At 63.4% G+C, this 18,181-nt stretch carries 20 protein-coding genes; 10 read left to right on the forward strand and 10 right to left on the reverse strand.

Annotated elements, in window-relative coordinates; genetic code table 11:
* The first annotated feature begins 29 nt into the window (after positions 1-29).
* Positions 30-1,025, forward strand: a complete 996-nt coding sequence (locus tag FJ936_RS00860; protein WP_140789870.1) for an aldo/keto reductase — start codon at positions 30-32, stop codon at positions 1,023-1,025.
* Positions 1,026-1,266: 241 nt separating this feature from the next.
* Here the strand turns inward: FJ936_RS00860 and FJ936_RS00865 are convergent, their stop codons facing one another.
* The 7 genes from FJ936_RS00865 to infC form a co-directional block, all read right to left on the reverse strand.
* Positions 1,267-1,869: a nucleotidyltransferase family protein gene (locus tag FJ936_RS00865; RefSeq protein WP_015314382.1), complete on the reverse strand. Its 603-nt coding sequence runs from the start codon at positions 1,867-1,869 to the stop codon at positions 1,267-1,269.
* Between the two features lie 38 nt (positions 1,870-1,907).
* Positions 1,908-4,316 carry a phenylalanine--tRNA ligase subunit beta gene (gene pheT, locus FJ936_RS00870; RefSeq protein ID WP_140788530.1) on the reverse strand — a complete coding sequence of 803 codons (2,409 nt, stop codon included), beginning with the start codon at positions 4,314-4,316 and terminating at the stop codon, positions 1,908-1,910.
* Between the two features lie 43 nt (positions 4,317-4,359).
* Positions 4,360-5,412: a phenylalanine--tRNA ligase subunit alpha gene (gene pheS / locus FJ936_RS00875; RefSeq protein WP_224525363.1), complete on the reverse strand. Its 1,053-nt coding sequence runs from the start codon at positions 5,410-5,412 to the stop codon at positions 4,360-4,362.
* Positions 5,413-5,712: 300 nt separating this feature from the next.
* Positions 5,713-6,114 carry a 50S ribosomal protein L20 gene (gene rplT / locus FJ936_RS00880; RefSeq protein ID WP_006201247.1) on the reverse strand — a complete coding sequence of 134 codons (402 nt, stop codon included), beginning with the start codon at positions 6,112-6,114 and terminating at the stop codon, positions 5,713-5,715.
* Positions 6,115-6,202: 88 nt separating this feature from the next.
* Positions 6,203-6,406 carry a 50S ribosomal protein L35 gene (rpmI, locus tag FJ936_RS00885; RefSeq protein WP_006201248.1) on the reverse strand — a complete coding sequence of 68 codons (204 nt, stop codon included), beginning with the start codon at positions 6,404-6,406 and terminating at the stop codon, positions 6,203-6,205.
* 183 nt (positions 6,407-6,589) lie between these two features.
* Positions 6,590-7,237: an isoprenylcysteine carboxylmethyltransferase family protein gene (locus FJ936_RS00890; protein ID WP_140788532.1), complete on the reverse strand. Its 648-nt coding sequence runs from the start codon at positions 7,235-7,237 to the stop codon at positions 6,590-6,592.
* Positions 7,238-7,400: 163 nt separating this feature from the next.
* Positions 7,401-7,937 (reverse strand): translation initiation factor IF-3, encoded by a 537-nt coding sequence (infC, locus tag FJ936_RS00895; RefSeq protein ID WP_023772325.1) that lies wholly within the window; start codon positions 7,935-7,937, stop codon positions 7,401-7,403.
* Between the two features lie 222 nt (positions 7,938-8,159).
* Between infC and FJ936_RS00900 the strand changes: the two genes are divergently transcribed.
* From FJ936_RS00900 to FJ936_RS00915, 4 genes are all read left to right on the forward strand, one after another.
* Positions 8,160-8,945: an alpha/beta hydrolase gene (locus FJ936_RS00900; protein WP_140719148.1), complete on the forward strand. Its 786-nt coding sequence runs from the start codon at positions 8,160-8,162 to the stop codon at positions 8,943-8,945.
* Positions 8,946-8,947: 2 nt separating this feature from the next.
* A complete protein-coding gene (locus FJ936_RS00905; protein ID WP_140788635.1) occupies positions 8,948-10,090 on the forward strand; it encodes a benzoate/H(+) symporter BenE family transporter in 1,143 nt (380 codons plus the stop codon).
* Positions 10,091-10,207: 117 nt separating this feature from the next.
* Complete coding sequence (locus tag FJ936_RS00910; RefSeq protein WP_127873324.1) at positions 10,208-10,690, forward strand: DUF2852 domain-containing protein; 483 nt, start codon at positions 10,208-10,210, stop codon at positions 10,688-10,690.
* A 99-nt stretch (positions 10,691-10,789) separates the two neighbouring features.
* Positions 10,790-11,548, forward strand: a complete 759-nt coding sequence (locus FJ936_RS00915; protein ID WP_015314374.1) for a M48 family metallopeptidase — start codon at positions 10,790-10,792, stop codon at positions 11,546-11,548.
* Positions 11,549-11,554: 6 nt separating this feature from the next.
* On the opposite strand, the gene FJ936_RS00920 is transcribed toward FJ936_RS00915, so the two are convergent.
* Positions 11,555-11,773 (reverse strand): hypothetical protein, encoded by a 219-nt coding sequence (locus tag FJ936_RS00920; RefSeq protein WP_041163587.1) that lies wholly within the window; start codon positions 11,771-11,773, stop codon positions 11,555-11,557.
* Between the two features lie 113 nt (positions 11,774-11,886).
* Between FJ936_RS00920 and FJ936_RS00925 the strand changes: the two genes are divergently transcribed.
* From FJ936_RS00925 to FJ936_RS00945, 5 genes are all read left to right on the forward strand, one after another.
* Positions 11,887-12,546, forward strand: coding sequence for a phosphoribosylanthranilate isomerase (locus tag FJ936_RS00925; protein WP_140788534.1), 660 nt, complete (start codon positions 11,887-11,889; stop codon positions 12,544-12,546).
* A gap of 90 nt (positions 12,547-12,636) precedes the next feature.
* Entirely contained in the window at positions 12,637-13,887 is a 1,251-nt protein-coding gene (trpB, locus tag FJ936_RS00930) for a tryptophan synthase subunit beta (protein WP_140615145.1), read from the forward strand.
* A gap of 61 nt (positions 13,888-13,948) precedes the next feature.
* The gene (gene trpA, locus FJ936_RS00935) at positions 13,949-14,788 is read left to right on the forward strand and encodes a tryptophan synthase subunit alpha (RefSeq protein WP_140660114.1); all 840 of its coding nucleotides are present in this window, start codon (positions 13,949-13,951) and stop codon (positions 14,786-14,788) included.
* A gap of 48 nt (positions 14,789-14,836) precedes the next feature.
* A complete protein-coding gene (gene accD / locus FJ936_RS00940) occupies positions 14,837-15,763 on the forward strand; it encodes an acetyl-CoA carboxylase, carboxyltransferase subunit beta (RefSeq protein ID WP_015314369.1) in 927 nt (308 codons plus the stop codon).
* 165 nt (positions 15,764-15,928) lie between these two features.
* Positions 15,929-17,254 (forward strand): folylpolyglutamate synthase/dihydrofolate synthase family protein, encoded by a 1,326-nt coding sequence (locus tag FJ936_RS00945; RefSeq protein ID WP_140788536.1) that lies wholly within the window; start codon positions 15,929-15,931, stop codon positions 17,252-17,254.
* A gap of 179 nt (positions 17,255-17,433) precedes the next feature.
* Here the strand turns inward: FJ936_RS00945 and FJ936_RS00950 are convergent, their stop codons facing one another.
* Together FJ936_RS00950 and trxA are read right to left on the reverse strand one after the other, a co-directional pair.
* A complete protein-coding gene (locus FJ936_RS00950) occupies positions 17,434-17,724 on the reverse strand; it encodes a cupin domain-containing protein (protein ID WP_140788538.1) in 291 nt (96 codons plus the stop codon).
* A 131-nt stretch (positions 17,725-17,855) separates the two neighbouring features.
* Entirely contained in the window at positions 17,856-18,179 is a 324-nt protein-coding gene (gene trxA / locus FJ936_RS00955) for a thioredoxin (RefSeq protein ID WP_015314366.1), read from the reverse strand.
* Positions 18,180-18,181: the final 2 nt, after the last annotated feature.

The following is an 18,181-nucleotide window of genomic DNA, read 5'->3' on the forward strand; positions in this document are numbered from 1 at the left end:
TCCTAAGCATCACAACAAGGAGATGCGCGATGAAAACCCGCAAGCTAGGAACTGAACTCGAAGTCTTCCCGGTCGGCCTCGGTTGCATGGGCATGAGCTTTGCCTATGGCGGCCAGCCGGAAGCCGAGGCGATCGCCACCTTGCACCGCGCCGTCGAGATCGGGGTCAACTTCTTCGACACGGCCGAGGTCTACGGCCCCTACGAGAACGAGATCCTGCTGGGCAAGGCGCTGAAATCGGTTCGCGATAAGGTGACGATCGCGACCAAATTCGGCTTCAAGATCCTGGAGGAAGGCACCGGCATGGATCGCATGGCCGGTGTCGACAGCCGTCCCGAGCACGTCAAGGCCGTCGCCGAGGCGTCGCTGAAGCGGCTCGGCACCGATGTCATCGACCTCTACTACCAGCACCGCGTCGACCCGGACGTGCCGATCGAGGATACGGTCGGCGCCATGGCCGAACTGGTGCGCGAGGGCAAGGTGCGGGCGCTTGGCCTGTCGGAGGCAAGTGCGGCCACCATCCGCCGGGCACACGCAGTGCACCCGATATCAGCAGTGCAGAGCGAATACTCGCTGTGGAGCCGCGACCCGGAAGACGAGACATTCGCCGTCTGCCGCGAGTTGGGCATTGGCTTCGTGCCCTACAGCCCGCTCGGCCGCGGCCTGCTCACCGGCACCATCGCAAAGCCGGAGACCCTGAGCGACCACGATTGGCGCCGCACCTTGCCGCGCTTCCAGGCCGACGCCATGGAAGCCAATGCCAAGGTGATCGCCACGCTGGAAAGGATGGCGGTGGAGAAGGGCGTCACCTCGGCGCAACTGGCGCTGGCCTGGGTGCTGCACCAGGGCGACTTCATCGTGCCGATCCCGGGTGCGCGAAAAATCCGCCATCTGGAGCAGAATACGGCGGCGGCTGACATCGTGCTCAGCGCGGCAGAGGTCGCGGCGATCGGCGATGCGCTGTCGCCCGACAAGGTTATGGGCAAGCGCTATACGGAGGAGTTGCTCGCGCTGGTGAATGGGTGAAGGTGGAAAAGGGCGCGCCCTTTTATGCAGCGAATTAAAGGGCGTTGGCGCGAGGCACCCCCCTCTGTCCTGCCGGACATCTCCCCCGCAAGGGGGGAGATCAGATGTCAATTCGGCTTTCGCCAGTCTTCCACGCTGCAGGAAGGGCGTAGCGAGTGAAACTGCCAATCTCCCCCCTTGCGGGGGAGATGTCCGGCAGGACAGAGGGGGGTGCCTCGCGCCAACCTGAAACTCTGTTAGCTCACCACGGCACCACCGTAATCTCCGGCCAATACGCCCGCGCTCGCGCGCCCTTCTCCTCATGCGTCTTCCGGTTATCCATCAGCCGGCTGGGCGTAATTCGAAACGAAAAAAGGTCGTCGAGCCCGAACGGCGCCACGAGGTCCAGCTGCCCGTCGGCGTCGTAGCGCACCCCGACCGCATGCGTCTTCGAGGCAAAATAGCTGACGGATTGGCTGGCACTCGTATAGCGCGGGCACGGCTGCCCGAACTTTTGCGGATACCACAGATGCACGCGCGCCTGGTTGCGTACTTCCACCGGCAGTGGCAGTCCTTCGAAATGCCTGGCGGCCCGTTGGATCACCGCGTCTTCGGCCTCGTAGGACAGGTCGGAGTCGTCGAAATAAAACAGGTCGACATCCCTGATGCCGTAGCCCGATGGCTTGCCGGTCAGGTGGTTCCAGACGCTGTTGTAAAGCGCGCCGGAAACCACCAGCCAATCCGGCAGCGCAAGCGCGCGCACCCTCGCCAGCGTTTCGGCAAGCAGCGGGTCAGCCGCGACGATGTCGAGAAAAGCCGTACGCTGTTTCTCGAAGGAGAGCCCAGAATAGCGCAGATGGTCCATCGCCCCTTGGAGAGCGATTCGCCATCCGCTCGCAAGTCTCAGCCGCGCAGCACGCCGCCCGTCTGCTTGCCGACATTCTCGACGATGCGCTTGGCCAGCGCCTCGAAATCCTCGTCGGTCAACGTCTTCTCGACCGGCTGGATCGAGACTTCGATGGCGATCGACTTCTTGCCTTCGCCCAGCGACGCACCTTCGAACACGTCGAAGACCGAGACAGCCGTGATCAGCTTCTTGTCGGCGGCAAGCGCGGCACGTACCAGCGTGCCGGCCTCGACTCCCTTGTCGACGACGAAGGCGAAGTCGCGCTTCACCGCCTGGAAAGCGGACAGGTCCAGCCTGGGCTTGGTCTTGGTCGGCTTGGCCTTCGGCTCGGGCACGGCATCGACGAACACCTCGAAGCCGCAGAGCGGCCCCGAGACATCGAGCCCTTCCAGCGTCTTCGGATGGAACTCGCCGAACGTGCCGAGCACGGTCTTCGGGCCAAGCTTGATCGTTCCGGAACGGCCGGGATGGTACCAGGCGGGTCCGCCGGCCTCGATCTGCAGCCGGTCGACCGGTGCGCCACAGGCTTCGAGTGCGGCGATCGCATCCGCCTTGGCGTCGAACACGCCGACCGGGCCCGAATTGCCGGCCCAGTTGCGGCCGGAGCCGTCGAGCTTTGCCGTGCCGCGGCGCACGCCGGCGGCGACGCGCCGCTGCTGGTCGGCGCCGTCGCCCTCATAGGTGCCCGAGACCTCGAACAGCGCCACGTCGCCGATGCCCTTGTCAGCGTTGCGCTGCGCGGCCGAAATCAGCCCCGGCAGCAGCGAGGGCCGCATGTCGGACATGTCGGCGGCGATTGGGTTGGCAAGCTTCAGCGCCGTCTGGCCGCCGCCGAACAGTTCGGCGTGTTTGGCCGGGATGAACGACCAGGTAACGGCCTCCATCATGCCGCGCACCGCAAGCGAACGCTTGGCGGCACGGGTGCGGATCTGCAGCGTCGTCAGGATCTTGCCGTTGACCACGTCATGCGCGCCGAGCGGCTGCGGCGCGATGTTGTCGACGCCATGGATGCGCATGACCTCCTCGACCAGATCGGCCTTGCCGTCGACATCGGGCCGCCAGGACGGCACGGTCACGTCGACGACGTCGCCCGATCCCTGCGCGTGGAAGCCGAGACGCGACAAGATGTCGAGGCTCTCCGACCTTGGCACCTCGATACCGGTCAGCCGTTTCACTTCCGATAGCGGGAGCGACACGATCTTCGGCTGATGCCCGGCATAGCCGGCCACCTCGGCCTCGGTCGGCGTGCCGCCGCAGAAATCGATCACCAGCTTGGTCGCCAGTTCGATGCCCGGCACCATGAATTCAGGGTCGACACCGCGCTCGAAGCGATAGCGTGCGTCGGTGATGATGCCGAGCGTGCGGCCGGTGCGGGCCGTGGTGATTGGGTCCCAAAGAGCGGATTCGATCAGTACGTCCGTCGTGTTCTCGTCACAGCCGGAGTGTTCGCCACCCATGATGCCGGCAATGGACTCGACGCCATTGTCGTCCGCGATCACGCACATCTCCGGCGTCAGCGTGTATTCGCGCCCGTCGAGCGCCTGCACCTTTTCGCCATTCTTGGCGCGGCGCACCACGAGGTTGCCGGCGACCTTGGCGGCATCGAAGACATGCAGCGGCCGTCCGCGGTCGAAGGTGACGTAATTGGTGATGTCGACCAGCGCGCTGATCGGCCTCAGCCCAATGGCGATCAGCCGCTGCTGCAGCCATTTCGGCGAGGGTCCGTTCTTGACATCCTTGACCAGCCTGAGGGCGAAGCCGGGGCAAAGCTCCGGCGCTTCGATCGTCACCTTCACCGGGCACATGCCGTTGCCGACATGCGGCATGATCGCCCCGCCGACGAGGCGGCCAAGCCCGCTCGCCGCCAGATCCCGGGCGATGCCGTAGACGCTGGTGGCGTCGGGCCGGTTCGGCGTCAGATTGATCTCGATGACCGGATCGTCGAGATGCGCATAGGACGCAAAGCTGGTGCCGACCGGCGCATCCTCGGGCAGGTCGATGATGCCATTGTGCTCGTCGGACAGTTCCAGCTCGCGCTCGGAACACATCATGCCATGGCTTTCGACGCCACGGATCTTGCCGACCGTCAGCGTCACGTCGATGCCGGGGACATAGGTGCCGGGCGCGGCGAAGGCGCCGATTAGGCCGGCGCGGGCGTTGGGCGCGCCGCAGACGACCTGCACCGGCGGCTTGCCGTCGCCGGTATCGACGGTCAGCACCCGCAGCCGGTCGGCGTCGGGATGCTGCACCGCCGTCAGCACCTTGGCGATGACGAAGGGCTTCAGCCCCGCCTTGTCGTCGACATGCTCGACCTCGAGGCCGATCGAGGTCAGCCGCTCGACGATTTTGGCCAGCGTGGCGTCGGTTTCAAGGTGATCCTTGAGCCAGGAGAGGGTGAATTTCATTGGGCTGTTCCGTGGTAGCTGGCAGCAGGAGTCTTCAGGGCCGTCACGCGCTCAAGCCTCCGAACAACGTCGGCATGTCGAGCGGCCGGAAGCCGTAATGCGACAGCCAGCGCACATCCGCGTCGAAGAAGGCGCGCAGGTCGGGCATGCCGTATTTCAGCATGGCGATGCGGTCGATGCCCATACCCCAGGCAAAGCCCTGGTACTCGTCTGGATCGAGCCCGCCGGCCCTGAGCACATTGGGGTGCACCATGCCGCAGCCCAGGATCTCCATCCAGTCGGAGCCTTCGCCGAAGCGCACTTCGCCGGGCCTGGAGCGGTCGCACTGGATATCGACCTCGAGGCTCGGCTCGGTGAACGGGAAGAAGGACGGGCGAAAGCGCATCTTGACCTGCGGCACTTCGAAGAAGGCCTTGCAGAACTCTTCCAGCACCCACTTCATGTTGGCGACGTTGGCCGATTTATCGATCACCAGCCCTTCGACCTGATGGAACATCGGCGAGTGGGTGGCGTCGGAATCCTGGCGATAGGTCTTGCCCGGAATGACAATGCGGATCGGCGGCTTTTGCTTCTCCATGGTGCGGATCTGCACCGGCGAGGTATGAGTGCGCAAAAGCTTGCGCTCGCCCTTCTCGTCCGGCTGGAAGAAGAAGGTGTCGTGCATCTCGCGTGCCGGGTGGCCCTCCGGAAAATTCAGCGCGGTGAAATTATAGTAGTCGGTCTCGATATCGGGACCTTCGGCGATGGCGAAGCCGAGATCGCCGAAGATCGCGGCGATTTCGTCGATGACCTGGCTGATCGGATGGATGCGGCCGCGCTCGGCCGGCGACTGTCGCACCGGCAGCGTCACGTCGACCTTCTCAGCCGCCAGACGGGCGGCGATCGCCACATCCCTCAGTTCAGCCTTGCGGGCCGTCAGCGCCTCGGTGACACGGTTCTTGAGGCCGTTGATGGCCGGGCCCTTCACCTGCCGGTCCTCGGCGCTCATCGCGCCAAGCGTCTTCAGCATTTCCGAGATTGAGCCCTTCTTGCCAAGCGCCGAAACGCGCACCGCCTCGATCGACGTCTCGTCGGCGGCCGAGGCGATGTCAGCCATCAGGGTATTTTCGAGTGCATCAAGGCCAATGGTTGCGTCGTTCACGATCAAACTCGCTGCGTTGGAAGTCGGCTTAAGTGAAAGTCACTTTAAAAGTGAAATTTCAGGCAGAGACAAAAGAACCCGCGCCAGCCGTGCCAGCGCGGGTTCCCCAAATCAGAATTTCGAATGCTTGGGAAGCGCTGGGCTCGGAGCCCGATCCCGAAAAGTTGCAGACTTTTCGGAAAAGATCGCGCTCCCCGCTAATTTCCCTGGAGCATGATGTTGTCCAAAAAGTCAGAAACTTTTTGGCATCATGCTCTAGGCGACAGCGCTTTCAAAAGCATTCGGAGTGGTGTTCTTGAGGTACTCAAGAGCAACCTTGGCCTTGGCCACCAGGGCGGCGAAAGCCTGCGGCTCGTGGATGGCCATGTCGGACAGGATCTTGCGATCGATCTCGATGCCGGCCTTGTTCAAACCGTCGATGAAGCGGCCATAGGTCAGGCCATGCTCGTGCGTCGCGGCGTTGATGCGCTGGATCCACAGCGCGCGGAACGAGCGCTTGCGGTTCTTGCGGTCGCGGTAAGCGTACTGCAGCGACTTTTCCACCGCCTGCTTGGCGATGCGGATGGTGTTCTTGCGGCGGCCGTAGAAGCCTTTCGCGGCTTTCAGAACCTTCTTGTGCTTGGCGTGCGAGGTGACGCCTCTCTTTACGCGTGCCATGTCATGATCTCCTTAAAAGCAATTCCAGGTGCCTGGCGGCGTTCCGTTCGAAATTGCGTAAAACTGATGCGTGTCCGGACCGAATGCCTTAGAGGCCGTTCGGCAGAAAATTCTTGATGACCTTCTTGCCATCCGGTTCAGCCAGAACCATCGTGCCGCGGGCATTTCGAATGAACTTGTTGGAACGCTTGATCATGCCGTGACGCTTGCCGGCCGCAGCCGACAGGACTTTACCCGTACCTGTGATCTTGAACCGCTTCTTGGCGGCCGATTTGGTCTTCATCTTGGGCATTTTGCTACTCCGTATTGTTGGCGCACGATCGCGCTTCTTGTTCGCCCGGGCCGACCAAAGCCCGAAAGCAAATGAAACCGCCACGGCATGCCCTGCCGGGCGGTTTTCTTGGAACGGCGGTGCTATAGATCAAAGATGGCGCGGGCGCAACACCCTCAGCACCGTGCGACGCACTGTCCCCGGTCAGGGCAGCCTAAACCAGACCGGCAGCATGCCCGACAACTGCGCGCCGTCGATCAGTTCGAAAGCCGGCAGCGCGATCAGGAACACCAGCCCGTCGAGCAGTGTGGTCAAAAGCAGGCGCGGCTTGAAGCTGCCGGTGTCGCCTTCCTGGTAGAGCGAAAGCTTGGGGAAGAAGCGCGGCACGCGTGCCAGATAGTCGGCATAGGGTGTGCCGAGCGCTTCCTTGAGGAACTTCTCCTCGCGCAGGATGACGATATGGAAGGCGCCAGCGCACAGAACCGCGAAAAGGATGATGCCGGAGAACGAGCCGATCTGCGCGCCGACGCCGGCGGCGGCCACGGTCGAGAACACGTAGAGCGGGTTGCGGGTGATCGAGTAGGGCCCGCCGGTCACCACCTCGGAGGATTTGCGCCCGCCTATATAGAGCGTCGCCCAGAGGCGCCCGACGATGCCGAGGAAAATCAAGAGCACGCCGAACATCTCGATCGTTTCGTGCACCGGCGTGTCCGGCGGGAAGGTCGACTGGCCGAACAGCAGCGCCAGAAACAGCACCACCACGAGCACGGCAAGCACCAGCCGGCGCATCTGCTGGTAGTTGCCCAGCCCGTGTTTGACGTCCTTGACGTCCGAAACCTTGTCGTTGGCCATGCGGGAATCCGATCGTCGAAGAGCTTTGCCGGCGATCGCAGCTTTGAGCTAAGAAATAAGGCGTCCCGCCGATCGCCGGGACGCCCTGTAGCACAATTCAGGCGGATTTAGAGCGCGATGTCCGGGCCTGACGTCATCGTGATCCAAGTGGGTTCCGCAAACCTTAGCGCGGCGCCAGCACCATCATCATCTGGCGACCTTCGAGCTTCGGCTCGGCTTCCACCTTGGCGATGGTCGCCACCTCCTCGCGCACCTTGTTCAGAAGCTGCATGCCGAGTTCCATATGCGCCATCTCGCGGCCGCGGAAGCGCAGCGTCAGCTTGACCTTGTCGCCTTCCTCGAAGAAGCGGCGCACCGCCTTCATCTTGGTTTCGTAGTCATGGCTGTCGATGTTCGGGCGCATCTTGATCTCCTTGATCTCGATGACCTTCTGGTTCTTGCGCGCCTCGGCCGCCTTCTTCTGGTTGGCGTATTTCAACTTGCCGAGATCGAGGATTTTTACGACGGGGGGGACCGCGTTGGGCGATATTTCGACGAGATCGAGCCCGGCCTCTTCGGCGAGCAGCAATGCGTCGTTGATGGAAATATCGCCGCGATTCTGGCCGTCGGCGTCGATAAGCTGGACCCGGGGAACCCGGATGTCACGATTGGAGCGCGGCCCATCCTTGGTCGGCGCCGCTGCTTTGAAAGGTCTGCGAATGGTCGTGGTCTCCTTGGCCGTTTCGTTCGGGATTTGTCGGTCTTGATACGTGGACGCGCCAATGTGGTGAGCGCGCGGGCGGAGTCAATAGCACAGCATTGACAGAAAATCACCCTGATCGCTGGCCTGCACCAAACAAAGAAACAGCGCGAGTACTTTTCGCCACGCCTCCGGCTGTGCCACAAGGACCGCGTGCCAAAAGACGGGCCTGAGGAAAAAACCATGATCGCCACGCCCCCATCCTCTCTGGCTCCAACTTTTCTGGATGTCGACGGATCTGATATCGCGGTGCGCCATTCAGCCGGCTCGACGCCCGGCATCGTCTGGCTCGGCGGCTACAAGTCGGACATGCTGGGCACGAAGGCCGAGACGCTGTCGGACTGGGCGGCACGGGAAGGCCGGGCCTTCCTGCGGCACGACTATTCCGGTCATGGCGAATCCGGTGGCGCCTTCGCCGACGGCACGATCTCGAAATGGCTTGCGCAAAGCCTGGCCGTCTTCCGGCATTTCGCCAAAGGCGATCAGATCCTGGTCGGCTCGTCGATGGGCGCCTGGATCGCGCTGCGCATGGTGCAGGAATTGCGCAAGGCGGGCGACGCAAACGTCGTCGGCCTGGTGCTGCTGGCCCCGGCGCCGGATTTTACCAGCGACCTGATCGAGCCGGTGCTGACCAAGCCACAGAAGCGCGATCTCGCCGAAAAGGGCTTCTTCGCGGAACCCTCGGATTATTCCCCCGAGCCTTACGTCTACACCCGCGCCCTGATCGAGGATGGGCGCGATAACCGGGTGATGACCGGGCCGATCGACACGCATTGCCCGGTTCACATCCTGCAGGGACTGGCCGACGCCGACGTGCCGTCGAGCCATGCCTTGAGGCTGGTCAGTCTGCTGCCGGCCGACGATGTCACGCTGTCGCTGATCCCTGACGGCGACCACCGCCTGTCGCGGCCGCAGGATCTCGACATGCTGGTGCGGGCGGTCGGCGATATGGCCAGGCGAGGCCAGTGACGATGCGCCTGTCCATCCCGATCTCCGCCTTCGTCGCGGCCATCGTCGGTTTCGGCGGCACGCTGGCCATCGTCATTGCCGCCGCCAAGGCGGTCGGCGCGACGCAGGTCGAGACGGCAAGCGGTGTGACGGCGATCTGCCTGGCCATGACCGTCGAGTGCCTGTGGCTGTCATGGCGCACGAAAATGCCTGTCATCACCGCCTGGTCGACGCCAGGCCTTGCACTGGTCGCCGCCTCGAGCGGCTTCTCGATGGGCGAGGCCGTCGGCGCCTATATCGTCACGGGCGTGCTGCTGGTCGCTACCGGCCTGTTTGGGCCGCTGACCCGGCTGATATCGAGAATACCGGCTTCGGTCGCCTCCGGCATGCTGGCCGGCATCGTCGTCACCTTCGCCATCAATGCCATGAAGGCCATTCCGGCGGACCCTTGGCTCATCCTGCCGCTGATCGCGGCATTCTTCGTCATCCGGCTGTTCAATCCGGCGCTGTCGGTGCTGGCGGTGCTGGTTGGCGGTGGCCTTGCCGCCTTCCTTACGGGCCGTGTCGGCGGCCTGCCCGCGCCCGAACTGTCGACACTGACGTTTATCGCTCCCCATTTCACCGCCAAGGCGATCATCGGCCTGGCGCTGCCGCTCTACCTCGTCACCATGGCTTCGCAGAACCTGTCGGGGCTGGCGGTACTGCGGGCGGCCGGCTACCACCCTGAACCTGGCCCGCTGATCGGCGTCACCGGCCTGTTTTCGCTCCTGTCGGCACCATTCGGTGCCGGAACCACCAATCTGGCCGCGATCTCGGCGGCCATCTGCACCGGCCCTGACGTCCATCCCGATCCCGCCGAGCGCTGGAAGACCGGGCCGTTCTACGCGCTTGCCTACCTCGTCTTCGCGATTTTCGGGGCCTCGCTGGTGGCGATCTTCGCCGTCCTGCCGCAGAGCCTGATCGTGCTGGTGGCGGGACTTGCGCTGATGGGGTCGCTCGCCAACGCGCTGGCGATCGCGCTGAAGGACGAGGGCGAGCGCATGGCCGCAACCGTCACCTTCGTCGTCACCGCCTCCGGGCTGACGCTGTTCGGTGTCGGCGCCGCATTCTGGGGCCTGATCGCCGGGTTGGTCGTGCTTTTCCTCGATATACTCAAAAAGCGATAATCATTTCAGGCCCTTGTTCGGTTTTGGCGGACATTGTCTTGAATCGCCGTTTTCGCCTTCCCATTTCGATTCCACGCAGCCGGTTCTGGCTGTCTCCAACCGAAGGAATGGGAGAAAATGAACACATCTGCATTGATCCGTCCGGCCTGGACGCCGGCGACCATCGCGTTGATGGTGATCGGTTTCATGGTGTTCTGGCCGCTCGGCTTCGCCATGCTCGCCTACATCATCTGGGGCGACCGGCTCGAGGGCTTCAAGCGTGACGTCAACCGCGCGACCGACGGCATCTTCGCCGGCTGCCGCCGTGGCTCCGACAAGGCCGCGCGCTGGGGCAACGGCTCCGCCCGCACCGGCAACGTCGCTTTCGACGACTGGCGCGAAAAGGAGCTTGAGCGTCTGAACGAAGAGCGCCGCAAGCTCGACGAGATGCTGACGCAGTTCGACGAGTATGCCCGCGAATTGCGCCGCGCCAAGGATCAGGACGAGTTCGACCGGTTCATGGCCAACCGCAACAAGTCGACAGCGCCGGCCAAGACCGATCCGAGCACCGGAACGACCCCCACCAAGCGTGGCAAAGGCTCGAACCTGCTCGACGACTGAAGCCCGGCGACAGGGCCAAGGTATGATGACGGCGTCGCGCGAGCGGCGCCGTTTCTTTTTTGTTCTATTCGTTCTCCTCGAATCGCGTATCGTCCCGCCATGACCATCGGGTTCTTCCGCAATCTGACGAAGCCCAAACCCACGCCTGTGGTGGAGCGGGAATATTGCGTCGCCGGCCGCACGCTGCCGCTCAAGATCGTCGAGAGCGCCAGGGCGAAGCGTCTGACGCTGCGCATCGATTCCGGCGGACAGGGCCTGCGCATAACCGTGCCGCCGGGCCTGCGCCGCGGCGAAGTGGACAGGTTCCTCGACCGCCACCAGGACTGGCTGGAACAGCGGCTGGCCAAGGTGCCGACACGGCCGCAGGTGCGTCCGGGCATAAAGATTCCGGTGCGCGGCGTGGCCCACCGTATCGTGCATGAGCCGTCAAAGCGCGGCACTGTCACCATATCGCGCGACGACCGTGGCCCGCTGCTGATCGTGCATGGCGACCGCATCCATCTGCCGCGTCGCATCGCCGATTTTTTGAAGCGCGAGGCCAAGAAGGAAATCGAAAAGCTGGTCGTCAAGCATACGGAGGCGCTTGGCAAGCGCGCCAAGGCGATCCGCTACAAGGACACCTCCAGCCGCTGGGGCTCCTGCACTTCGGAAGGCAATCTGTCCTTTTCCTGGCGCATCATGATGGCGCCGCAGCCTGTCATAAACTACCTCGTCGCGCATGAGGTGGCGCATCTCAAGGAGATGAACCACGGGCCGAAATTCTGGAAACTATGCGAAAAGCTCTGCCCCGACACCGATCGCTGCAAGGATTGGCTGAAGCGCAATGGCGGCGCCCTGCAGGCGATTGTGTTCGAGTAGGGCGCCTCAATCATCATTCGCCGCATTGAGCTCATCCGGCCGCAACCCTTCGTCGCCATGGTGCGGCCAGGGTAGAAAGTTCCGGTCGAAAGCTTCGCCGCCGAAATAATCCAGCGCTCGATGCGCCTCGGCGCCATTGAAGGCGGCCCTGTCCATGAGGTGCGCTATGACCTCGCGCGCCTGCGCGATCTTCTGCTTCAGTTCGGCAACGGTCTGGTCGGCCATGGCTGTGCTCCCGCCTTGCATGCTGTCCAATCCATAGGTAGCGCCTTTGGCCTTGCCGGCAAACAGCATGCTTTTTCTCGACTCTTGGCGCTTTTCGTGCCAATTCCCGCGCCATGGCGCTCGACATCAAGATCTGCGGCTTGAAGACCGACCAGGCAATGGCCGCGGCCCTGGCCGGCGGCGCCAGCCATGTCGGGTTCATTTTCTTTCCAAAAAGCCCGCGTTATGTTGAGCCGGCCGAAGCCGGCCGTTTGCGCGAAGCGGCTCGTGGCAAGGCCTTGGCGATTGCCGTCACCGTCGATGCCAGAGACGCCTTCCTCGACGAAATCGTCGAAAGGCTGCAGCCCGACATGCTGCAACTGCACGGCTCCGAAACCCCCGAGCGAGTGGCTGAACTGAAAGCCCGCCATGGGCTGCCGGTGATGAAGGCGTTGCCGCTCAGCGAGGCCGCCGATCTCGAACGGTTAAAGCCGTTTGTCGGCATCGCCGACCGGTTTCTGTTCGACGCCAAGCCGCCAAAGGGCTCGGAACTGCCGGGCGGCAATGGCGTCGCCTTCGACTGGCGCATTCTCGCCGGCCTTGACGCCGGGATCGATTACATGCTTTCCGGTGGGCTCAACGCCGCCAACATCGGCGATGCCCTTAGGCTTGCCAATCCGCCCGCGATCGACATTTCGTCAGGCGTGGAAAGCGCCTCGGGCGTCAAGGATCCGGCGCTGATCGAACAGTTTTTCCGGGCCGTCAGGGCCGCGCGGGACGACCGCGCTGCCTGAACAAAATTTCGAACCCTGAGCATGTCCCGGAAAAGTGGGAACCGGTTTTCCGACAGGACATGCTCAAAGTACAGATCCAGGAGATCGGCGATGAACAAGCCGGCGACACCCAATTCCTTCCGCACCGGACCCGACGAACAGGGCATGTTCGGCATTTTCGGCGGTCGTTTCGTTGCCGAAACGCTGATGCCGCTGATCCTCGACTTGGAAAAAAACTGGAACGAGGTCAAGAACGATCCGGAATTCAGGGCCGAACTGACCGGTCTTTCGACCCATTATGCCGGACGGCCGTCGAAGCTCTACTTCGCCGAGGGCCTGACCAGGCATCTTCGTGAGGTTTCCTCGGCGAAGGGCCTCGGGGGCGGCGCGAAAGTCTATTTCAAGCGCGAGGATTTGAACCATACCGGTTCGCACAAGATCAACAACTGCCTGGGCCAGATCCTGTTGGCCAAGCGGATGGGCAAGAAGCGCATCATCGCGGAGACCGGTGCTGGCCAGCATGGCGTGGCGTCCGCGACCGTCGCGGCCCGCTTCGGTTTTCCCTGCGTCGTCTATATGGGCGCGACCGACGTTGCCCGGCAGAGCCCCAACGTCTTCCGCATGAAGCTGCTCGGCGCCGAAGTGCGGCCCGTCACCGCCGGCCACGGCACGCTGAAGGACGCCATGAACGAAGCCCTTCGTGATTGGGTGACCAATGTCGAGGACACCTATTATTTGATCGGCACCGCGGCTGGCCCGCACCCCTATCCGGAACTGGTGCGCGATTTCCAGTCGGTGATCGGAACCGAGGCGCGCGCGCAGATCCTCGAACAGGAGGGGCGGCTGCCCGACACCATCATCGCCGCCGTCGGCGGCGGGTCCAATGCCATCGGCATGTTCCATCCCTTCCTCGATGACAAGGAAGTTCGGATCATCGGCATCGAAGCCGGCGGGCGCGGCCTCGACGGCATCGAGCATTGCGCCTCGATGAATGCCGGCTCCCCCGGCGTGCTGCACGGCAACCGCACCTATCTCCTGCAGAATGCCGACGGCCAGATCATGGACGGCCATTCGATTTCGGCCGGCCTCGATTATCCCGGCGTCGGCCCGGAGCATTCCTGGCTGCGCGACTCCGGGCGTGTCGACTATGTGCCGATCCTTGACGACGAGGCGCTCGAGGCCTTCAAGCTGACGACCCGCGTCGAAGGCATCATCCCGGCGCTGGAATCCGCGCACGCCATCGCCCATGCGGTCAAGATCGTGCCCGCCATGGACAAGGACCAGATCGTCATTGTCAACCTGTCCGGCCGTGGCGACAAGGACGTGCACACGGTGGCCTCGATGCTGGGCATGGAGATCTAGGCCCTTTGGACCGTTCGACCTGGGAGTTGATTATGAGCAAAATTCGTCCAAAGGGCCTGACATGACAACCCGCATCGACCGCCGCATGACGAAGCTGAAGGCCGAAGGCCGCCCGGCCCTCGTCACCTATTTCATGGGTGGCGACCCCGACTATGCAACCTCGCTGTCGATCATGAAGGCGCTGCCCGGCGCCGGCTCCGACGTCATCGAGCTCGGCATGCCGTTTTCCGACCCGATGGCCGACGGCCCGGCGATCCAGGCGGCGGGCCTCAGGGCGCTCAAAGGCGGCCAGACGCTGGTCAAGACGCTGAAGATGGCGTCGGACTTCCGCGCCGGCGACGATGAAACGCCGATCGTGCTGATGGGCTACTACAATCCGATCTACATCTACGGCGTCGACCGTTTCCTGAAGGACGCGATCGCCAGCGGCATCGACGGGCTGATCGTCGTCGACCTGCCGCCGGAGATGGATGAGGAACTCTGCATCCCGGCGCTGAAGGCTGGCATCAATTTCATCCGGCTGGCGACGCCGACCACCGACGACAAGCGCCTGCCCAAGGTGCTGCAGAACACATCCGGCTTCGTCTACTACGTGTCCATGACCGGCATCACCGGCTCGGCGCTTGCCGACACCGGCAAGGTCGCCACAGCGGTCCAGCGCATCAAGGGTCACACCAACCTGCCGGTCTGCGTCGGGTTCGGCGTCAAGACCGCCGAACAGGCGCGCGTGATCGGGGCCAACGCCGACGGCGTGGTCGTCGGCACGGCGATCGTCAACGCGGTCGCGAACGTGCTGGGGCCGAACGGTGAAAAGACCGCCGATCCGGCGGAGGCAGTCGCCACGCTGGTCAGCGGCCTTGCGCAAGGCGTGCGTTCGGCCCGCCTTGCTGCCGCCGAATAGTTTCCCTACGTCTTTACCCAACTCTTCGTCAGGACAGGAGCCGAAGCGATGAACTGGATCACCAATTACGTTCGCCCGAAGATCAATTCGATGCTCGGCCGGCGCACCGACATGCCCGAGAATCTCTGGATCAAGGATCCCGAGACTGGCGAGATGGTGTTCCACAAGGACCTGGAATCCAACCAGTTCGTCATCCCGTCTTCCGGCCATCACATGAAGATCTCGGCCAAGGAGCGGCTGAAATTCTTCTTCGATGACGGCAAGTACGAGACCCTGGACAATCCCAAGGTCATGCAGGATCCGCTGAAGTTCCGCGACGAGAAACGCTATGTCGACCGGCTGAAGGACGCCAAGGCCAAGACCGGCCTGGAAGACGCCATCATCAATGCGCTGGGGACCGTCGAGGGCTTGCCGGTGGTGGTGACGGTGCAGGATTTCGCTTTCATGGGCGGTTCGCTCGGCATGGCTGCGGGTGATGCCATCGTGCATGGCTTCGAGGTCGCCTTGCAGCGCAAGCGGCCGTTGATCCTGTTCGCCGCCTCCGGCGGCGCGCGCATGCAGGAAGGTATTTTGTCCCTCATGCAATTGCCGCGCACCACGGTTGGTGTCGATAGGCTGAAGGAAGCCGGCCTGCCCTACATCGTCGTGCTTACCAACCCGACCACCGGCGGCGTCACCGCTTCCTATGCCATGCTGGGCGACGTGCACATCGCCGAGCCCGGCGCGCTGATCGGTTTTGCCGGGCCGCGTGTCATCGAACAGACCATCCGCGAGAAGTTGCCGGACGGCTTCCAGCGCTCCGAATATCTGATGGAGCATGGCATGGTCGACATGGTGGTGTCGCGGCTGGAGCTGCGCGAGACCATCGCCCGCCTGTTGAAGATGCTGCTCAAGATGCCGGAAGAGCAGAAGCCTCTGGAACCGGAAATCTTGCCGCCGGCCGTGGTTGCCGCCGAAGTCCGGCCGCAAGCTTGACGCTACATCGACATGACGCGAGACTGGCCTGACGCGAGACTGGCCTGACGCGACATTGGCCGCCGCGAACAGCGATTGCGCGGCATCCGTTGCACGCTGTAGCCTTTTGATAGCCGTGGTCTTTGCGGGAGCGATTCTGGCTCCAGGCCATGCACGGGATTTGCCATGACGACGCTTGCCGCGGACCGCGAAATCGAAGCCCTGATGGCGCTTCACCCGAAGGGCTTCGACCTTTCGCTCGACCGCATCACGCGGCTGTTGGAACGGTTGGGCAATCCGCAGGACCTGCTGCCGCCGGTCATCCACATCGCTGGCACCAACGGCAAGGGTTCCTGCGCCGCCTTCTCGCGGGCGCTGCTGGAAGCCTCCGGCCGGCTCGTCCATGTCCACACCTCGCCACATCTGGTCAGCTGGCACGAGCGCTACAGGCTGGCAGCCGAAGGCGGGGGCAGGCTGGTCGACGACGACATCTTCGCGGAGGCCATTGCCCGCGTTGCCAAGGCCAATGCAGGCCAGAAGATCACCGTCTTCGAAATTCTCACCGCCGTCACCTTCATCCTGTTTTCGGAACATCCGGCCGATGTCGCGATCATCGAGGTCGGTCTTGGCGGCCGTTTCGATGCCACCAATGTCATCGCGCGGCCCGCCGTGTCGGTGATCATGCCGGTGTCGATGGACCATGAGGCCTATCTCGGCGATCGCGTCGAACTGATCGCCGCCGAAAAGGCCGGGATCATGAAGCGTGGCTGCCCGGTGGTCATCGGCGCGCAGGAAAGCGAGACGGCGCTGCAGGTGCTGATCGACGCCGCCGAGCGGCTGGAATGCCCGACCCTCGTCTACGGGCAGGATTTTCTCGCCTTCGAGGAAAATGGCCGCATGGTCTACCAGGACGATGATGGGTTGATGGATCTGCCGCCGCCGCGGCTGCCCGGTCGCCACCAGTTCGCCAATGCGGCCGCCGCGATCGCCGCGGTCAAGGCGGCCGGCTTCGAGATCAGCCACCGCGCCGCCGAGAAGGCAATGACCAATGTCGCCTGGCCGGGCCGCATGCAGAAGCTGGCGCAGGGCCGGCTGGCGGAACTGGCGCCGAAGGGCGCCGACATCTGGCTCGACGGCGGCCATAATCCCGGCGCCGGCGTCGTCGTCGCCGAAGCGCTGGCCGAGCAGGAAGAAAAGAACCCGCGTCCGCTCTTCCTCATTTCGGGCATGATCAACACCAAGGACCAGGCCGGCTATTTCCGCGCCTTCAAGGGCCTCGTCCGGCATGTTTACACCGTGCCGGTGAGCATGAGCGATGCCGGTGTGCCGAATGACGAACTGGCGATCCGTGCCACGGAAGCCGGGCTGACGGCCGAGCCGGTAAGCTCCGTCGCCAGCGCCCTGATGCTGCTGCGCGACACCTGGGACGGCCCGACGCCGCGCATCCTGATCGGCGGGTCGCTCTACCTGGCCGGCGCGGTTCTCGCCGAGAACGGCACGCCCCCAACCTGAGGCCGCCCATTGCCTCGTTATCCCAGGGCGTAGCGAGGAGCGAAGCGAAGCAGCGGTGCGGAATTTCCTTCAGCTGCATTCGTCGAGGGCCGTCACGGCATGGATACCAAGGTCTTCGCGACGGAGCTTCGCTCCTGCTTCGCCCTGGTATGACGAAGTTAAGGAGGCTTCGGTCAACGTCAGGATTGCCGTTTCAGCTCAATCTCGATAAAAGCGTACTCGCCCTCATTGGCGCTGACGACGTCGTGTTCCACTCCCTCCTTGCGGAAATACGGCGCGCCTTTCTTCATCTCGGCGAAGGTTTCGCCGTCCTTGGTCACCAGCTTCAGCTTGCCGTCCATCAGTGGCACCACGACATAGTCGTGGCCGTGGCGATGCCAGCCGGTGTTGTCGCCCGGCTGGAAGCGGTACTCGGTGACGATGACGCGTTCGTTGTCGATGAAGACGGTGGCCTTGGCGGATCCGGTCATTTCTCTCTCCCTGCTTCTGCTGCCAACAGAGGACATGGAGTGGCCCGATGTGAGGGCCAGAGCGGCGCACCGATGACGCCAACAAAAAGCCCGGCGCGATGGCCGGGCTCAATGCTTCGAATCAGATGGCATCAGGCGAGATTGCCGTTGACCCAGTGCGACAGTGCGGTCTTGGGCGCGGCGCCAACCTTGATGTCGGCCACTTCGCCGCCCTTGAAGATCATCAGCGTCGGGATCGAGCGCACGCCAAACTGGGCGGCAAGCTCGGGATTCTCGTCGATATTCAGCTTGGCGATCTTGACCTTGGCGCCGAGCTCGGTGGCGATGTCCTCAAGCGCCGGTGCGATCATCTTGCAAGGGCCACACCATTCCGCCCAGAAATCAACCACAACTGGCACCTGGGCATTAAGCACGTCAGCCTGGAAATTGTTCTTGTCGACCTTGACGGTGGTCATGC

It is taken from the genome of Mesorhizobium sp. B2-4-13, assembly GCF_006658535.1.
GTDB classification, from domain to species: Bacteria; Pseudomonadota; Alphaproteobacteria; order Rhizobiales; family Rhizobiaceae; genus Mesorhizobium; species Mesorhizobium australicum.

Excerpts from the sequence above, each read along its gene's own strand:
- FJ936_RS00900 (WP_140719148.1), top strand. The coding sequence starts at position 8,160 with ATGATCGCCACGCCCCCATCCTCTCTGGCTCCAACTTTTCTGGATGTC.
- accD (WP_015314369.1), top strand. The coding sequence starts at position 14,837 with ATGAACTGGATCACCAATTACGTTCGCCCGAAGATCAATTCGATGCTC.
- trxA (WP_015314366.1), bottom strand. The coding sequence starts at position 18,179 with ATGACCACCGTCAAGGTCGACAAGAACAATTTCCAGGCTGACGTGCTT.
- FJ936_RS00910 (WP_127873324.1), top strand. The coding sequence starts at position 10,208 with ATGAACACATCTGCATTGATCCGTCCGGCCTGGACGCCGGCGACCATC.
- FJ936_RS00865 (WP_015314382.1), bottom strand. The coding sequence starts at position 1,869 with ATGGACCATCTGCGCTATTCTGGGCTCTCCTTCGAGAAACAGCGTACG.
- FJ936_RS00925 (WP_140788534.1), top strand. The coding sequence starts at position 11,887 with ATGGCGCTCGACATCAAGATCTGCGGCTTGAAGACCGACCAGGCAATG.
- FJ936_RS00915 (WP_015314374.1), top strand. The coding sequence starts at position 10,790 with ATGACCATCGGGTTCTTCCGCAATCTGACGAAGCCCAAACCCACGCCT.
- FJ936_RS00945 (WP_140788536.1), top strand. The coding sequence starts at position 15,929 with ATGACGACGCTTGCCGCGGACCGCGAAATCGAAGCCCTGATGGCGCTT.
- FJ936_RS00950 (WP_140788538.1), bottom strand. The coding sequence starts at position 17,724 with ATGACCGGATCCGCCAAGGCCACCGTCTTCATCGACAACGAACGCGTC.
- rplT (WP_006201247.1), bottom strand. The coding sequence starts at position 6,114 with ATGGCACGCGTAAAGAGAGGCGTCACCTCGCACGCCAAGCACAAGAAG.
- FJ936_RS00890 (WP_140788532.1), bottom strand. The coding sequence starts at position 7,237 with ATGGCCAACGACAAGGTTTCGGACGTCAAGGACGTCAAACACGGGCTG.
- pheT (WP_140788530.1), bottom strand. The coding sequence starts at position 4,316 with ATGAAATTCACCCTCTCCTGGCTCAAGGATCACCTTGAAACCGACGCC.
- trpB (WP_140615145.1), top strand. The coding sequence starts at position 12,637 with ATGAACAAGCCGGCGACACCCAATTCCTTCCGCACCGGACCCGACGAA.
- FJ936_RS00905 (WP_140788635.1), top strand. The coding sequence starts at position 8,948 with ATGCGCCTGTCCATCCCGATCTCCGCCTTCGTCGCGGCCATCGTCGGT.
- FJ936_RS00860 (WP_140789870.1), top strand. The coding sequence starts at position 30 with ATGAAAACCCGCAAGCTAGGAACTGAACTCGAAGTCTTCCCGGTCGGC.
- FJ936_RS00920 (WP_041163587.1), bottom strand. The coding sequence starts at position 11,773 with ATGGCCGACCAGACCGTTGCCGAACTGAAGCAGAAGATCGCGCAGGCG.
- trpA (WP_140660114.1), top strand. The coding sequence starts at position 13,949 with ATGACAACCCGCATCGACCGCCGCATGACGAAGCTGAAGGCCGAAGGC.
- rpmI (WP_006201248.1), bottom strand. The coding sequence starts at position 6,406 with ATGCCCAAGATGAAGACCAAATCGGCCGCCAAGAAGCGGTTCAAGATC.
- pheS (WP_224525363.1), bottom strand. The coding sequence starts at position 5,412 with ATGGCTGACATCGCCTCGGCCGCCGACGAGACGTCGATCGAGGCGGTG.